The following is a 15,857-nucleotide window of genomic DNA, read 5'->3' as shown; positions in this document are numbered from 1 at the left end:
TTGATTGGAGAAAAATAATCTATGACCATACCTGTCTTCTATGCTATCAGCGACGACTATACCAAATATGCTGCAGTTTCACTCAACTCCTTGGTCAAACATGCCAGCTCCCAGCGTGACTACACCGTTTATTTCCTGAGTCAGGACCTGTCCGACCAGCACATGCAGGACTTACGCCAGCTTGGAAGTCCAAACGTTCATATCGAATTTTTTACGATTAATGACGACCTTGTTACCACCATCCAAAACCGCAGTGAGAACTACTTGCGGGGTGACTTTTTTACAATGTCAATCTTTTTCCGCTTGTTTATCCCCAATCTTTTTCCGCAGTACGACAAAGCAATTTACCTTGATAGTGATACCATCATCAATGATGATCTCGGCAATTTATATGATACCCACTTAGGCAGCCAGCTCTTGGCTGCCTGCAGCGACTCATCAATTCAATACGTTAACAAGATGCTTATCTATATTAGGGCCGTCTTAGACCTTGATCCCAAGCAATACATCAATTCTGGCGTCCTCGTTTTAAACTGCCAGGCCCTCCGGGACGAAGGCTTTATCAACCACTTCACTACTCTCTTAGAAAAGTACCACTTTGACTGTATTGCGCCTGACCAAGACTATTTAAACGAAATTTGTGACCAGCGTATTCTGCACCTCGACCCCAAATGGGATGCCATGCCTAACGATCATACCGTCCCGTTAACCTCCCCCAGCATCATCCACTACAATTTATTTTTTAAGCCATGGCACTTCACTGGTGTTCAATATGAACAATATTTCTGGGACAGTGCGAAAGATACCCAATTCGATCAGGAATTAAAGACCGAACTGGCAGACTATACCGACAAGCAGCGTGCTGTCGACCGCCACAAGCTCGACCAGATGTTAGCTAAAGAAGACAAAATTGTTAATGATCCGCTCAATTGGGCACAAGTAAAGAAACAAGGACCCGTCAGTTTATGATTATTGGTGCCAACCGTGAACAAGTAATTAAAAATATTAAAGCGGCTGTCGAACGTGGTGACTGGAATGCCAAGGTTGAAGTTGGTGATCCAGAACTATCCTTAGACGAACGTAAGGAGCTGGTAGAGACGTTTTGGCAGGATCAAGCCAGCCTTAAAGGCAAAGTAAATGACCGTATTGGTCACTTGTTTTTTGCCGCTTTAATGCGTTTTTTTACGGCCACGACCAAGTTTACGGGGTTCGAAAACTTAACTGATCTGCCACGCGGCGGCGCAATTATCACTGCTAATCACTTCAACCAGTTCGACTCGCTCCCTATTAAGCATTTAGCCAGTAAGACACACCACCGCCTATCAATTACCATTGAGGATACTAACCTCAAGCTGCCCGGTTTGCTGTGCTATTTAATGAACTACGTTGGTACTATCCCACTGGTCCAAAGCCCAAGCTACGTCGGGCATGAATTTTCGAATCACCTCCGGGAGGCGCTTAATGATGACCATTGGGTATTGATTTATCCTGAAGAGGAAATGTGGTGGAATTACCGAAAGCCGCGCAAGTTTCAACGCGGTGCTTACTACTTTGCCGCCCTGCAAAATGTTCCTATTATTTCCACTTTTATCGAAATTAAAACTAGCAATAAGCTGGAAAAGGGACATCCCGATTTTTTAAAAACAAAGTATATTGTACATGTTTTACCACCAATTTATCCCAATACTAAATTAAGTGTCAACGAAAATTCCAAATGGATGATGGAGCAAGATTACCAGCAGAAGGTCACCGCTTACGAGCAAGTTTACCATCGCAAACTGGATTACAGCTTCACGGCTTGGGACATTGCCGGTTGGCGGCAGTCAACTAACTAAACAGATAATTTGACTTAACCCTCCATATAGACTATTCTGTTACTAGATTATGTCTTTTAATCTAATTACAGAAAGGTATGTTTTTCAAATGGAAAAATTCACAAAAGAAACTTTAGCAAAATATGATGGTAAGAACGGTAATCCCGCTTATGTAGCAATTGATGGTGCCGTTTACGACGTAACCGGTAACTCATACTGGACTAACGGTGCTCACTTTGGTGGTGCTGTTGCCGGTAGCGACATGACTGATTTAATTAACCAAGCACCTCATGGTAAGGCCGTTTTGGATAAACTTGAAAAAGTTGGTACTTACGAAGGTTAATTACCACTTAACCAAACAAAAACCAGGTATGCAATGCATACCTGGTTTTTATTTTAACTAGAAATAGCAACTATTTCTTTAGCAATTCTAAGACACTGGCAACTTCGGTCTTGACCCCGTTGATTAGGGCGGCTTCATTAATTATAAACTTTGGACTATGGTTGGAATAAGGATAGCCCTCTTCAGCCGTTCCTCCGCCAAGCAGAAAGAAGCAAAGCGGGGCAACCTTACCGTAGGCTGAAAAATCTTCGCTGCCACTCATCATTGCTCCTTCTGGTACCATCTCTTTGGGTAAGACCTTGAGTGCACTCTTTTTAACTAACTGTGCTAGTCGAGCATCATTCTGCACTGCGGCATAGGCAAATTGATAGTCTAGCTTGTATGTAGCGCCGTATGTATCACATGTATTCTTGATAATCTTCTTAATCCTATCAGCAATAGCCTGTCTAGTACTTTCATCAACAGTTCGTACACTTCCGCCAAGAACAGCTGTGTCAGGCAAAACATTAACAGCTGTACCTGAATTGAACTTGCCAACCGTTACAGCATTAAGATCCTTAGGTGGAGTGAACCGCGAAGTAATCGTGTGCAGTTGGTTAACGATCTCAGTACCTACAGTAATCGGGTCGACACCCTCTTGAGGCATTGACCCATGGCTGCCACGACCCTGAATCGTTACTTCAAAGGCATCCGCCCCCGTAGAAACAGGGCCGTCATCAACAATATTGATACTACCAGTTTTTAATCCAGTCATAATGTGCAATCCAATTACCCCGTCTAGGTCATGTAATAGACCACTAGCAACGATTTCTTTTGCACCACCCGGAACCTGTTCTTCAGCATGCTGAAAAATCACTTGGACAGTCCCATGTAACTGAGAACGCAATTGCGTTAAAACCTGGGTAGTCGCGAGTAATATTGCAGTATGGGTATCGTGGCCGCAGGCCTGCATTACACCGTCATTGCGCGAGGCAAATGGTAACCCGGTTTCTTCGGTTACAGGCAAGCCATCTATGTCAGCACGTAGCAAGATTTTTTTGCCAGGGTAGTCTCCCGTAATCGTCCCCAATACACTAGTCGGTGTGGGGTGGGTAACTTCAACATGACCGAATGATTCTAAAATCTCGGTGATTTTCTTGCTTGTTGCGGTTTCCTTGAAGGACAATTCAGGATGCTGGTGAAAATACCGCCGCCACTTAATTAGATCCTCTTGGGAAATGAGTTCAAACCATGATTGCTGTTCCATTTTTTGCTCCTTAATAAGCCCGTTGCCCCTTCTTGTAAACTGCCTTATCTTCTTGTTGAACTGCCTTAACATCTTCTAGTGGATCTTCATCTAACACAATAAAATCGGCATACTTGCCCGTCTCGAGCGTGCCATATTCTTCATCGATTTTCATCAATTTAGCTGAATTTTGGCAGGAAGTAACCAAAGCTTCGTAGTTGCTAAAGCCATCTTTGACCATCAGCTCAAATTCCACTGGTGTCTTATCAAATCCATTAAAAGGCGTACCAGCATCTGTCCCTAAAGTAACGGCAACGCCCCGCTTGTGGGCATGGGCAATATTCTTGCACAAGTCATCAAAAGCATCGGCAGCCTTTTTAATTTCCCATTCGGGTAGAATACCGTGACCATATTTGGGAATTGCCCAGTCGGCAATAATTGTTGGCGTCAAGTAAGTATGCTGCTGCAGCATTAAATCAATCTCTTCATCATTAACATAGAAGCCATGTTCGATGGAATCAACGCCTGCTTTAATGGCGTTCATAATGCCCGGATTGCCTTCGGCATGGGCTGCTACAATGTTGTTCTTGTGGTGGGCTTCTTCAACCGCCACACTAATTTCAGCAGTGCTCAATTGCGGATCATGCATAAAGTCGTTCTCAGTCATCACGCCGCCGGTAGCCATTACCTTGATCGCTTTGGCGCCGCGTTTTTGACCCTGACGAACAGCCTTGCGCATCTCATCTGTAGAATCAACTAAGCGGCTAAAGTTAGGAAGATCGCCGTGGCCGCCTGTCATGGAATAAGCCTCGCCAGATGGCAAAATCTCTGGGGCCTGGCTAATTGCGCCAGCTGCCACCAATTTGCTTAAGGTAATGTCAATATCATAAGTACTGCCGCATTCCCGAATATAAGTAACGCCTGACTTTAACAGCGTGTGCAAGTTTTTAACTGCTCGCACGGTTGAGGTTACTACATTGGCAGTTGTGTCGCCATCGCTAGCAGTCGAATCCATCGTAACGTGGGTGTGACAGTTGATTAAGCCGGGCATAACGTACTTACCACCCAAATCAACACTATGATCAGCTAAGGGCGAATTATCCGCTCCGGATGCAGTAATCTTACCGGTTTGATCATCGACCACCAGCCAGGCATTTGGTCGAAGTTCTTCCTTGGTTCCGTCGAATAATAAAAAATGGTGAAAAAGTGTGCTAGTCATAAAAATTCTCCTTAATGTTAAATATTTTAACCAATAATAATAATATTTTAAAAGAAAGTCAATTTTATTTTAAGTTTTTATTGACTTAACTTTTTGAGTTAGGTATCATATGTTCAATTTCGAATGAATGATAGTGAGGTTACAGTTATGCAATATATCATCGCATTTTTAGTCGTAATGCTTTTCCTAATGCTTGGAGAATGGGTGTCTTCGTTGACACATACATATATTCCTTCCGTTTTTTTGACGGCTGCTTTGTTTGTAGTAGGTTACTGGACAATCTTACCAAAAGATATTGTCGCAACTGCCTCATTTAACACCAACTTTAGCACAATTTGTGTTGGCTTACTGCTTGTCCACCTGGGTACTTTGATGAGTCTAAAAGAACTTTTACAACAGTGGCGGGCTGTTTGTATCGCCCTGCTAGGTGTTTGCGGAACTTTAATCTTAACTTTGACGATTGGCACGGCGATTTTTAACTGGCATACTGTTGTAGCTGCTATTCCGCCATTGACTGGGGGACTAGTTTCGGCCTTGCTTATGACTGATGGTTTAAAAGCACAAGGTATCCAATACCTTGTGGCCCTGCCAGTCTCTATGTTTGTCCTCCACTCCCTATTCGGTTATCCGCTCATTTCTTGGTTATTGAAAAAAGAGGGGGGCCGCTTAGTTACTGAATATCAGCAACACCCAGTGAAAGAGCAAGTGACCAATACCGCCTCAACAACAAGTATGCAAGATAAAAGTCTCTTCCAAAAATTACCAGCAAAATATCAGACTTCTGCCTTTATTTTGGCAAAGGTCGCCTTAATTGCCTTGTTAAGTAACGGTTTTTCCTTTCTGCTAAAAAACTACGCTCATATTGACCTGAATTCGAATGTAGTTTGCTTAATCTTTGGTGTTCTGGCCCACCAATTTGGCTTTTTAGAGTCAGATGTTTTAAATAAGGCCGGCGTCTTTAATTGGTTGATGTATGGTCTAATGGCATATATCTTTGCTCAACTGAGTATTACCACGCCTCAGCAAATGGGCACAATTATCGGTCAAATTCTTGTCTTAATCGTTCTTGGCTTACTGGGGATGCTGATCGCTTCCAGTTTACTAGCCAAACCCTTTAAAATGACCTGGCAAATGGCCTATGCGTGTTCACTTACGTCCTTGTGCGGCTTCCCAGCGGACTACATCATTACCAAGGAGGTTGCCCATGAAGTTGCCGGCAGCAAGAACGAAGAAGCTTACCTGATTGATCACATGATGCCTAAGATGCTGGTTGGCGGTTTTGCCACGGTATCAGTAGCTTCGATCATTATTGCTTCAATCTTTTTAAAGTTGCTGTAAAAAACCGCATAAACAAGAGTACTACTTTTAAAATTCCTAAACAGGCCAATTAGTAAACACCAGCTAGTATAATCTAGCTGGTGTTTTTATTTATTGAATTAAGATCGATTGCTTCGGTCTGAAAGTCATTAGACTTATAAGGTTTGCTAAACCTTAACAGCATCCAAAAGCAAGTTCAGTCAACAATAAAAATAGAATTATTAGTCCAACCTGTGGCCTAATTCTGCGGATATTGTTATTGTCTTCTGTCCAATTTGGATAATCAACAAATAAAAAACACCGAACAAGAAATACTTAATTATATAGAGCATTTCAAAATTCGCCGTTTTTTGATTAGTCTGAAAACAAGTTTTTGTAATTTATGAGCTTATCATTTAAAACTATTAGAATTACTACATTAAAAAATATCTAGAAAGGTAATTAATTTATATCAGCCATTTAGCTAAAGGATAGCCCACAAATGTTATCAAAATAATTGATATGACAGCAAAAATTCCTCCCCAGATCAACATATCCTTAGCAGATGTATATTCTGTTCCAATTGCAATTGGATTCACACCAGCTTGTCCTGCAGGTGTCATATTGGAAATACCCACACCGAACCCAATTAATGCTATGGTTGCAGCTAAATTAATGCCATTTGCAGTACCACTTAAAGAACCTACCACAGAAATTGCTACAGAAGAAACAATTGTTGTAGTCACTATACTTGAAGAGAAGTTAGTTTCAACAACACTCCAAATAACAAAGAATAAAACCAGTAAAATTTCTGGTAAGCCTTTAGCAATAGGACTTAAGACATTAGTTAACCACGTTTCAATGCCCATTGGCTTAGCAGTCAATATATTTCCTAATTCACTAGCGACACCAACCATCAAAACAGATGCCCACGATATTCCCTTAGTTGTAACTTCGTTGAAATTTAAAATACTCTTTCCATCAATATTAACGAGCATCAATATGATACAGCCTAGCAAAGGCGGGAAAGCTGTTGTCCATCCATTTATAGTAGTATAGACCGTTGGTAAGATTCCCTTAATAAAGCTTGGAACCACCCAAAGAACAACGGTCAAAAGCATCGTAGCTAAAATAATTTTTTCTTTCTGATTGGCCGGACTGATTGTTCCTTTTAACTTTTCAACAGAATTTAAATTAATCTCATTCATACCAGTAGGGCGATAAACAAAACGAAAAATCAAAATCATTCCAATAATAATCAAAATTCCTAAGGGAATACCAACTAACATGTATTGAAACTGTGAAATTTCTTTTCCAGTTGCCCCCTTATAAAATCCAATAGCTAAAGTTGGCCAAACATGAGCAATTGCAGTCATACCAGAAGAAAGATTAATACAGAAAACTGATCCCATAGTAATCATGCTACCAATTTTACTACCTTTTTCAATATGCAGTACCTTGAAAATATCAATCAGGAACGGCATAAAAGTTACCATTAAAACAGTTGGTGAAATAAATAAGCCCAAAAAAGTAATAGCCGTAAATAAGAAGATCACGAATCTCCACGGGCTCTTTCTGGCAAACGGATTAGTAATCAGGGCGAGCGTACATCTTCTAATGAAACTAGTTTGCGATAATAGATAAACCAAGGCAAATGTAAAAATCAAAAAAGCAAGAGTTGAATTACCAAACGTTCCGCTAAAAGCATTTTGATAGCCCACACTCGGTAGTAACCCGATCAGGAATAGAACAATTAGTCCAGGCCAAGAAATAGAGATTGTAGTCCACATTACTAAGGCAGCAATAAAAATCCCTAAAGTCCATAAGCCTTCATGTGTCAGTCCATTGCCAGCTGGTAGTATTGTGCCAAAAATCAATACGATCAAAAAAGAAATTACTAAAGATAAATATGTTTTTTTCTGCTTGCTCATCTCATCTTCTCCTCTATAACAAAGCACCCTGTGCTCTGAGTTCTTGCTGAACCTCATTAACAGAAACATTTTCTTTACCTGTTATACATTGGAGACTGGCTGCCACACCAGCTGCTTGACCAGTAGCGAAACTGGTACCCATTACTCTAACAGAAGCTTGGGCAGTATGATCAACAGAAATCAGGCGTCCTGCACCCCAAAGATTACTGCTATTTGTTGCTTTCAGTGAACCAAGAGGAATACTGGCGTAATCATTATCCGGCATATGCTGATACTCTAATCGATTATTAGCATGATGAATTTCTGGGCTCCAAGCTGCTCGTCCAATACTGTCTGCTCTTTTAACGGTGTTTAAGATATCCGCACCAGATAGTGTAATATCACCAATCATCCTGCGGGATTCACGAATTCCTAACACTGGCCCCGAACTGAGCAAAGTTGCATTTTCGCAACCTTTAATAAACTTTTTAACAACAATAAAATAGCTTTGCACTTTTTTCCTGAGTTCAATTTCAGCTTTAGTAAGTTTGTCTCCAGACAGCGATTCTAGGTTAATGCTAGGCAAAGTTAGAAATCCATTCGTATCTTCAGTATTTTTGATAAGGACACCTTTTTCTTTGCCTTTTTTAATTGCAGCTTCAATTTCATTCATTGGGATGGCTCTAGCAGGAATATTACCTAGCCTAAAAACTAGCGAAGCTTGTTGAACAAGGTGCGTCTTCTTATCGCCCCAGTTAGTTTTTAAACCTGCCAAATGAAGTAAATTACCGTTACCACTTGCATCAACAAACGACTTTGCTTTAATCTCAAGCAGGCCCTCATCATCAATGCAAGTCAAACTTTGAAACTCTTTTTCTTTTTTATTAACACCGATTAAAGTTGTATGTAATAGTACATCCGCTTTACTATGAAACAACAAATCATCAAAGATGATTTTCATTAATTCAGGGTCAAACTTAATAGATACGTTACCAGTTGAAGGCGAAGGATGTGGAACCACATCCATACCTGCCTTACTCATCTCACTTAAAATCAAGTTACCTATTCCACCAACTGCTTTGTCTGGATTTTGCCCGCGAGTATAAAAGCCGCAGTAGGATGCTACTTGTGAATTAACACCCTGGCCCCCTAAGGCCGGTTCACGTTCAATTAAAATTGTTTTTGCACCAACTTCAATAGCTGCCAGGGTTGCAGCAATGCCAGCTGCACCTCCTCCAACGATTGCAACATCATATTTAATTACTCTTTCCATTATTTTCCCTCCCTTCTTTTTTGTAACTATTTATCTAATGTAGTGCTAGATAGTCTTCCGCTGCACGCAAGTCTTCAATCGAAAGTTGACCAGGAGCTGATGTTTTGCCCACTGCTCCAAACGATAGACTTGAACCAAAGACTTGACCAGCTATCCTAGTCACCTTACCAATATCTCCCATTGCCATCGTGATCAGCGGATTGGCAATTTTTTCGTGCATTTCGCTGGTTGCTGTAAGCAATATCAGCACATCAGTAGCAGTATGGGACATGCAGGCAAGTTTGGGTATATCTGCACCAAGATCCGCCATCTTCTGCAGGCGAAACTCAATAACATCTTTTGCTGGTACCTTTTCAAAGTCATGGTTGCTCATGATTACGGTAACGTTATAATCGTGGGCCAATTCAATGAGAACCTTGACCCGCTTTTCATCGTGGAAAAGTTCAATATCCACTGCATCGCCAAGGCGGTTAGTAATCACATGCTCAACAAGATTAAGATACTTCTCTTCGCTTAAAGCACAGACGCCACCCTCATTCTTGGTTCTAAACGTGACTAAAATGGGTAATTCACCGACTGTCTGACGCAATTTCTGTGCAGTATCAATTAATTTAGCAGTGTCTTTAACACCAGCAGAATAATAATCAATTCGCCATTCCATTAGGTCAGGCTTAGCAGCAACAATCTCCCTAGCTGAAGTTAAAATTTCGTCTCCATTACTGCCCACGTTGGGTACGGCAATTTTGGGCAAACCTTCACCCAGCACAACGTTTCTTATTTTTACAGTAGCCATTTTCTTATCCCCAACTACTTGTTTTCATCGGAAAACATTATTTCCCGAATGTAATCAGTAGGCATATCTTTATCAGTCCACAACTTGAACGATGCAGCACCTTGATCAATCATCATACCAATCCCATCAAAGACATGTTCAACGCCCGCTTCTTGTGCAACCTTCATCAACTTCGTTGTTCTTGGCGCATAAACTGTATCAAAGACAACCATATCTTTATGGAACCAGGAAGGGTCTGAAACTAGGGTCTTATCTTCCAGTGGTTTCATACCAACACTTGTCGCATCACAATAAATATCGCTTTCAGCGATTGATTGCTTAAACGCAGCTTGGTCATTTAATTCAGTCAATGAAACTTTGCAGTCGGTCTTTTCCTGAATAGTCTTCACATTCTTCTCAGCCTGGGCCCACTTATCATCTTTGATGTTAAACATTCTTATTTCCTTGGCACCATCAAGAGCCGATTGAACAGCGATTGGGGTGGCCGCACCGCCAGCACCGGTTAGGGTCATTACTTTACCTGCAATTGAGATTCCTTCATCCTTAAGTGATTGAACAAAACCAATACCATCAGTCGTGTAGCCCGTTAAAACGCCATCGTCGTTCACAATTGTATTAACGGCATCACACATTTCCGAAGCCGGCGACAACTTGTCAAGATACTTAATAACCTCTTTTTTATTTGGCATCGAAACGTTCGAACCACGCATGTCGAGCGTACGAATCGCATCAACGGCCCCCTTAAGCTTGTCGTTGCCAATTTCAAAACATAGGTAAGTATAGTTTAGACCTAGTTTTGCAAATGCATTGTTGTGCATTGTGGGTGACATTGAATGCCGAATTGGGTATGCCATCAAGCCGATCAGATACGTATGTCCGTCTAACCAACCAGTAATTGGACCATTAACACCAGTAATTTTATTAGCCATCATTTTTCTCCTTTATTAAAAACATAAAAATTTTGAGTAACTTTATTATCTAGTCGATGCACCTGAAACGGTGTCAACTATCGGTGTTTCAGTCAAAACCACCGGGTAATTATTGCTATTGTCGGCTGCTGCTGTTCCGGCAACAAAACCGGAGGCGTAGCTCCAAGAGTTCATCATGCTTGGCATTGAATCATGCCCGTTTGCGCCACCAACAATTTCACCCGCTGCATAAAAATTATCAACTGAATGAAAGTCATTATTTAAAAGCTGCATTTGCTTGTTGACTTCGTAGCCGCCCAAGGTAGTTCAGAAACGCAATTTCTGTTCAATCACATAGTAGGTAGCACCCTCATATTGGTGCATAAACTTGGCCAAACGACCAAATTCAGGGTCATTACCAGTTTTGACGCTATCGGCATAACCTGCCATTGTTTCTCAAGAAAGTAACCTAGCTAAAATTCAACAAATAACACCAGAAGAGTTACAAGGTGAATCTATTATTACCTATTCCCAAAAAATTCAAATTGGTCAAGATATCACCAACGCCTTGCTTGCTCATGCATCTAACCTACAGATTACTAACCGTTTACACGATGAACTAGCAATTGCAGGCCAAGTCTTAGTTAATAACATTGTTGGCATAGTAGCTAAAACAATTTACCTGAGTGGTTTTGATATTCATAAAATCAAACTTGATTTGCCAAAAAATACTCGACAAGTATACCTAGTCTATGATCCTAATCAGACGTTCTCGCCGGAAATACTAGACTTTATCGATTTTCTGAAAAGAAATAAACTAGAAATTCAAGAAACTGTCGATAATATTTTAATTTAGTAGCATTTAGGAAAGAATTAAATTAATGAATACAATTTGTCAATCATTAGGTACCAAACTACCAATTGTCCATGAACCAATACACACACTTACCAACGGAAAAATGGTCGCAAGTATCACAGAAGCTGGTACTCTTGGTATCTTATGCAAGTCATCAACAAAATTTCCGACATAAAGACTGCGATTGTTAATGATTGTGACATTCTAATTTGTAAAAGCAAAAACGACTTGCCCAAGTTTGTAGAAGTTACCGGGCCAGTGCCAGTTTTAGCTGGCTATGATACTACTCTTTCAAACGCTTTAAACGAAGCGTTAAAGCTAGGTGCGCAGGGTGTATTTTTAAAAACCATTTTTGCAATTTCAAAAGAAACACCTACTACAAAAATAATCAAAAATCTGGTAATTAAAACCACTGATGCGGAATTAGTGGACTTTAAACTACCTACAAGAACCATTTTTCACTGCCCGGAGCACTTCCAATCAGGCTAGCTAAGAAGACAAAAATCGGCATGAGCCCAAACGAAGTTTTTAGCGCTGCTAGCGGTTACCAAGGATTAATCAACGGTATGCTTAACGGTGACTTAAATAACGGATACACTGATATTTCAGCAGACATCGGAAATATTACATCAATTGAGTCTGCTGAAGAAATTGTTCACAAAATAACTGCTAAAAGTTAAAATACCCTTATGACTAATTCAATTACCCAAAATGCGCTGAAAGCACTTCTATACGAACTTGTTACTCTACCCAAGCCTGGCCTAGTTGATCCACTCAACCAGGGGCCACACCCAGACATGGATGTTTATACTTTCGTCAATAGTAGCCTGAGCCTAGAAGAATACTTTGCCAACGCAGAAATGCTTGGACGAACCTTCACTAAGACGGACCTTACCCAATTGTTTTTCCAATTGCGGCAAAAAGGCAGTACAGCTGAACAAAAAATGGTAACTGCAACTAATGGAATCAATACTCATAAAGGTGCGATTTTCGCTCTCGGCATTTTTGTCTGTGCTGAAAGTTACTGCACGACAAACCATACCGGGTTATTTACTACTATCCAGAAGATGTGCAACGGCTTGGTGAAACATGACTTAGTGCAAAATAACCAACTTAAAACAGCTGGCGAACAGGAATTTTACCAGTACGGAGCCGGTGGTGCTCGCGCTCAAGCTGAACAGGGCTATCCAGTCGTCCGTGATACTGCTCTACCATTCTTAAAAAACAGCACGGGAAGCTTTCAGACCAGGTTCCTAGATACACTGATGAAGATTGCCACTGTAACAGAAGACAGCAACTTTATTAAACGCGCTGGTAGTTATGACACAATTCGATGGTTGCACAAAAAAGCGGCAGCATATCTAACCGCAGGCGGCTATGCCACTACTGAAGGAAGGCAAAAACTCTTACAACTTAACGCTGAATGTTTGGCTAATAATTACAGCCTAGGCGGCTGTGCCGATCTTTTAATCGTCACAATTTTTGTTGCCCTTGAACGTGGATATCTGAAAAAGCGAAGCTAACTTTATCTCCGCAACTTATATTTATCCACGCAAAAAAGAGGACCTGGGGGTCCTCTTCTCTTACTTGCTCCGGCTGTCAGACTCGAACTGACGACATCTTGATTAACAGTCAAGCGCTCTACCAACTGAGCTAAGCCGGAATATTAAAAAAGCACGGCAGCGTCCTACCCTCGCAGGCAGTCTCCCACCAACTACGCTCGGCGTTAAGAAGCTTAACTGCTGTGTTCGGCATGGTTACAGGTGTTTCCTTCTTGCTCTTGCCACCGTACTTTTCTCTTTTTGAGTTTTTACACTCAAAACTAAATATAATCCTTCGAAAATTCCCTTCCCCAATCTTTAGCTTGCACTCGCTTTGGTCAAGTCCTCGACTGATTAGTACTAGTCCGCTCCAAACCTCACGGCTCTTCCACTCCTAGCCTATCTACCTCATCGTCTTTGAGGTGTCTTACTACTTTCGTATGGGAAATCTCATCTTGAGGGGGGTTTCGCACTTAGATGCTTTCAGCGCTTATCCCTTCCATACGTAGCTACCCAGCTATGCCCTTGGCAGAACAACTGGTACACCAGCGGTATGTCCATCCCGGTCCTCTCGTACTAAGGACAGCTCCTCTCAAATTTCCAACGCCCACGACGGATAGGGACCGAACTGTCTCACGACGTTCTGAACCCAGCTCGCGTGCCGCTTTAATGGGCGAACAGCCCAACCCTTGGGACCTACTTCAGCCCCAGGATGCGACGAGCCGACATCGAGGTGCCAAACCTCCCCGTCGATGTGAACTCTTGGGGGAGATAAGCCTGTTATCCCCAGGGTAGCTTTTATCCGTTGAGTGATGGCCCTTCCATGCGGTACCACCAGATCACTAAGCCCGACTTTCGTCCCTGCTCGAGTTGTCGCTCTCGCAGTCAAGCTCCCTTATACCTTTACACTCTGTGAATGATTTCCAACCATTCTGAGGGAACCTTTGGGCGCCTCCGTTACTCTTTAGGAGGCGACCGCCCCAGTCAAACTGCCCATCTGACACTGTCCCATGCCTCGCTTAGAGGCCCTGGTTAGAGCAGCCATCAAACAAGGGTAGTATCCCAACATTGCCTCTGATAATACTGGCGTACTATCTTCTCTGGCTCCTACCTATCCTGTACATGTTTAACAGCTACTCAATATCAAATTGCAGTGAAGCTCCATGGGGTCTTTCCGTCCTGTCGCGGGTAACCCGCATCTTCACGGGTATTATAATTTCACCGAGTCTCTCGTTGAGACAGTGCCCAAATCATTACACCTTTCGTGCAGGTCGGAACTTACCCGACAAGGAATTTCGCTACCTTAGGACCGTTATAGTTACGGCCGCCGTTTACTGGGGCTTCAGTTCAAAGCTTCGCTTACGCTAACCTCTCTCCTTAACCTTCCAGCACCGGGCAGGTGTCAGCCCCTATACGTCGTCTTTCGACTTTGCAGAGACCTGTGTTTTTGATAAACAGTTGTTTGGGCCTATTCACTGCGGCTGGCTCTTACACCAGCACCCCTTCTCCCGAAGTTACGGGGCTATTTTGCCGAGTTCCTTAACGAGAGTTCTCTCGCTCACCTTAGTGTTCTCCACTCGACTACCTGTGTCGGTTTGCGGTACGGGTACGTTAGCTCTCACTAGAAGCTTTTCTTGGCAGTGTGACTCTAGAACCTTCGCTACTTTAATTTCGCTCCTCATCACGACTTGTGCTTTCCGGAAAAAAGCATTTGACTCTTCTCCACACTTATCGTTTAAACATGGGCTTCCAGCGCCATGCGTTCTTTGCCTCCTGCGTCCCTCCTTCGTTTTTAACGATCTAACGCAGTACAGGAATTTCTACCTGTTGTCCATCGACTACGCCTTTCGGCCTTGCCTTAGGTCCCGACTTACCCTGGGCGGACGAGCCTGCCCCAGGAAACCTTAGTCTTTCGGCGGATAGGATTCTCACCTATCTTGCGCTACTCATACCGGCATTCTCACTTCTAAGCGCTCCACTTATCCTCTCGGTTAAGCTTCTCCGCCCTTAGAACGCTCTCCTACCACGTGTATTACTACACATCCACAGTTTCGGTACTATGCTTAGCCCCGGTAAATTTTCGGCGCAAAGTCACTCGACTAGTGAGCTATTACGCACTCTTTTAATGATGGCTGCTTCTAAGCCAACATCCTAGTTGTCTACGCAACTCCACATCCTTTTCCACTTAGCATAGATTTTGGGACCTTAACTGGTGATCTGGGCTGTTTCCCTTTCGACTACGGATCTTATCACTCGCAGTCTGACTCCAGTGCTTTGATCCATGGAATTCGCAGTTTATCTGAATTCAGTAACCCTTGATGGGCCCTTCGTCCAAACAGAGCTCTACCTCCATGATCATCCTCGCACCAGGCTAGCCCTAAAGCTATTTCGGAGAGAACCAGCTATCTCCAAGTTCGTTTGGAATTTCACCGCTACCCACAACTCATCCCCGCAATTTTTAACTTACGTGGGTTCGGTCCTCCAGTGCGCTTTACCGCACCTTCAACCTGGTCATGGGTAGGTCACTTGGTTTCGGGTCTACATCCACTAACTTACTCGCCCTCTTCAGACTCGCTTTCGCTCCGGCTCCGTCCTTTTTGGACTTAACCTCGCTAATTAACGTAACTCGCCGGTTCATTCTACAAAAGGCACGCCATTACCCCTTAACGGGCTCTGACT

The 15,857-nt window shown here is 42.5% G+C and carries 14 protein-coding genes, 1 tRNA gene, 2 rRNA genes and 1 pseudogene (1 of these 18 running past the window's edge); 8 read left to right on the top strand and 10 right to left on the bottom strand.

Annotated features, from left to right (window positions below):
- The first annotated feature begins 21 nt into the window (after positions 1-21).
- The 3 genes from ACSYSN_RS00385 to ACSYSN_RS00375 all read left to right on the top strand — a co-directional run bounded on the left by ACSYSN_RS00385 (position 22) and on the right by ACSYSN_RS00375 (position 2,157).
- Positions 22-969: a glycosyltransferase family 8 protein gene (locus ACSYSN_RS00385; protein ID WP_491712314.1), complete on the top strand. Its 948-nt coding sequence runs from the start codon at positions 22-24 to the stop codon at positions 967-969.
- Positions 966-1,835: a lysophospholipid acyltransferase family protein gene (locus tag ACSYSN_RS00380; RefSeq protein WP_491712313.1), complete on the top strand. Its 870-nt coding sequence runs from the start codon at positions 966-968 to the stop codon at positions 1,833-1,835. Before ACSYSN_RS00385 ends, ACSYSN_RS00380 begins: the two co-directional genes overlap by 4 nt.
- Before the next feature lie 88 nt (positions 1,836-1,923).
- Positions 1,924-2,157, top strand: a complete 234-nt coding sequence (locus tag ACSYSN_RS00375; protein ID WP_317637544.1) for a cytochrome b5 domain-containing protein — start codon at positions 1,924-1,926, stop codon at positions 2,155-2,157.
- 70 nt (positions 2,158-2,227) lie between these two features.
- On the opposite strand, the gene ACSYSN_RS00370 is transcribed toward ACSYSN_RS00375, so the two are convergent.
- The gene (locus ACSYSN_RS00370) at positions 2,228-3,403 is read right to left on the bottom strand and encodes an amidohydrolase (RefSeq protein ID WP_491712312.1); all 1,176 of its coding nucleotides are present in this window, start codon (positions 3,401-3,403) and stop codon (positions 2,228-2,230) included.
- A gap of 10 nt (positions 3,404-3,413) precedes the next feature.
- Entirely contained in the window at positions 3,414-4,601 is a 1,188-nt protein-coding gene (locus tag ACSYSN_RS00365; RefSeq protein WP_491712311.1) for a metal-dependent hydrolase family protein, read from the bottom strand.
- Between the two features lie 147 nt (positions 4,602-4,748).
- Here ACSYSN_RS00365 and ACSYSN_RS00360 point away from each other — a divergent pair, with 147 nt between their 5' ends.
- On the top strand, positions 4,749-5,939 hold the full coding sequence (locus ACSYSN_RS00360; protein ID WP_491712310.1) for a hypothetical protein: 1,191 nt from the start codon (positions 4,749-4,751) through the stop codon (positions 5,937-5,939).
- A 425-nt stretch (positions 5,940-6,364) separates the two neighbouring features.
- Here ACSYSN_RS00360 and ACSYSN_RS00355 read toward each other — a convergent pair whose 3' ends face one another.
- The 5 genes and pseudogenes from ACSYSN_RS00355 to ACSYSN_RS00335 all read right to left on the bottom strand — a co-directional run.
- A complete protein-coding gene (locus ACSYSN_RS00355) occupies positions 6,365-7,828 on the bottom strand; it encodes an SLC13 family permease (protein ID WP_491712309.1) in 1,464 nt (487 codons plus the stop codon).
- A gap of 13 nt (positions 7,829-7,841) precedes the next feature.
- Positions 7,842-9,080, bottom strand: coding sequence for an FAD-dependent oxidoreductase (locus tag ACSYSN_RS00350; protein WP_491712308.1), 1,239 nt, complete (start codon positions 9,078-9,080; stop codon positions 7,842-7,844).
- 34 nt (positions 9,081-9,114) lie between these two features.
- A complete protein-coding gene (aroD, locus tag ACSYSN_RS00345) occupies positions 9,115-9,873 on the bottom strand; it encodes a type I 3-dehydroquinate dehydratase (protein ID WP_491712307.1) in 759 nt (252 codons plus the stop codon).
- 14 nt (positions 9,874-9,887) lie between these two features.
- The gene (locus ACSYSN_RS00340; RefSeq protein ID WP_491712870.1) at positions 9,888-10,802 is read right to left on the bottom strand and encodes a shikimate dehydrogenase; all 915 of its coding nucleotides are present in this window, start codon (positions 10,800-10,802) and stop codon (positions 9,888-9,890) included.
- Positions 10,803-10,847: 45 nt separating this feature from the next.
- Positions 10,848-11,237, bottom strand: a pseudogene (locus tag ACSYSN_RS00335) (FAD-binding protein); the annotation flags it as partial.
- Here ACSYSN_RS00335 and ACSYSN_RS00330 point away from each other — a divergent pair.
- From ACSYSN_RS00330 to ACSYSN_RS00315, 4 genes are all read left to right on the top strand, one after another.
- Positions 11,230-11,637, top strand: coding sequence for a LysR substrate-binding domain-containing protein (locus tag ACSYSN_RS00330; protein WP_491712869.1), 408 nt, complete (start codon positions 11,230-11,232; stop codon positions 11,635-11,637). The pseudogene ACSYSN_RS00335 and the gene ACSYSN_RS00330 sit on opposite strands and share 8 nt — an antisense overlap.
- Positions 11,638-11,781: 144 nt before the next feature.
- On the top strand, positions 11,782-12,126 hold the full coding sequence (locus ACSYSN_RS00325) for a hypothetical protein (RefSeq protein ID WP_491712306.1): 345 nt from the start codon (positions 11,782-11,784) through the stop codon (positions 12,124-12,126).
- A 20-nt stretch (positions 12,127-12,146) separates the two neighbouring features.
- Complete coding sequence (locus ACSYSN_RS00320; RefSeq protein WP_491712305.1) at positions 12,147-12,317, top strand: hypothetical protein; 171 nt, start codon at positions 12,147-12,149, stop codon at positions 12,315-12,317.
- Between the two features lie 9 nt (positions 12,318-12,326).
- On the top strand, positions 12,327-13,160 hold the full coding sequence (locus tag ACSYSN_RS00315) for a triphosphoribosyl-dephospho-CoA synthase (RefSeq protein WP_491712304.1): 834 nt from the start codon (positions 12,327-12,329) through the stop codon (positions 13,158-13,160).
- Positions 13,161-13,227: 67 nt separating this feature from the next.
- Here ACSYSN_RS00315 and ACSYSN_RS00310 read toward each other — a convergent pair.
- The 3 genes from ACSYSN_RS00310 to ACSYSN_RS00300 all read right to left on the bottom strand — a co-directional run.
- A tRNA-Asn gene (locus ACSYSN_RS00310) sits at positions 13,228-13,300 on the bottom strand.
- Between the two features lie 11 nt (positions 13,301-13,311).
- Positions 13,312-13,428 (bottom strand): 5S ribosomal RNA (gene rrf, locus ACSYSN_RS00305).
- Between the two features lie 84 nt (positions 13,429-13,512).
- Positions 13,513-15,857: ribosomal RNA gene (locus tag ACSYSN_RS00300) — 23S ribosomal RNA — on the bottom strand; it runs 566 nt beyond the window's last position.

The sequence above is a fragment of the Lactobacillus sp. ESL1191 genome (assembly GCF_058504435.1).
The sequence above is the reverse complement of the archived record's forward strand: the minus strand, read 5'-3'. Positions and strand labels throughout refer to the sequence as shown.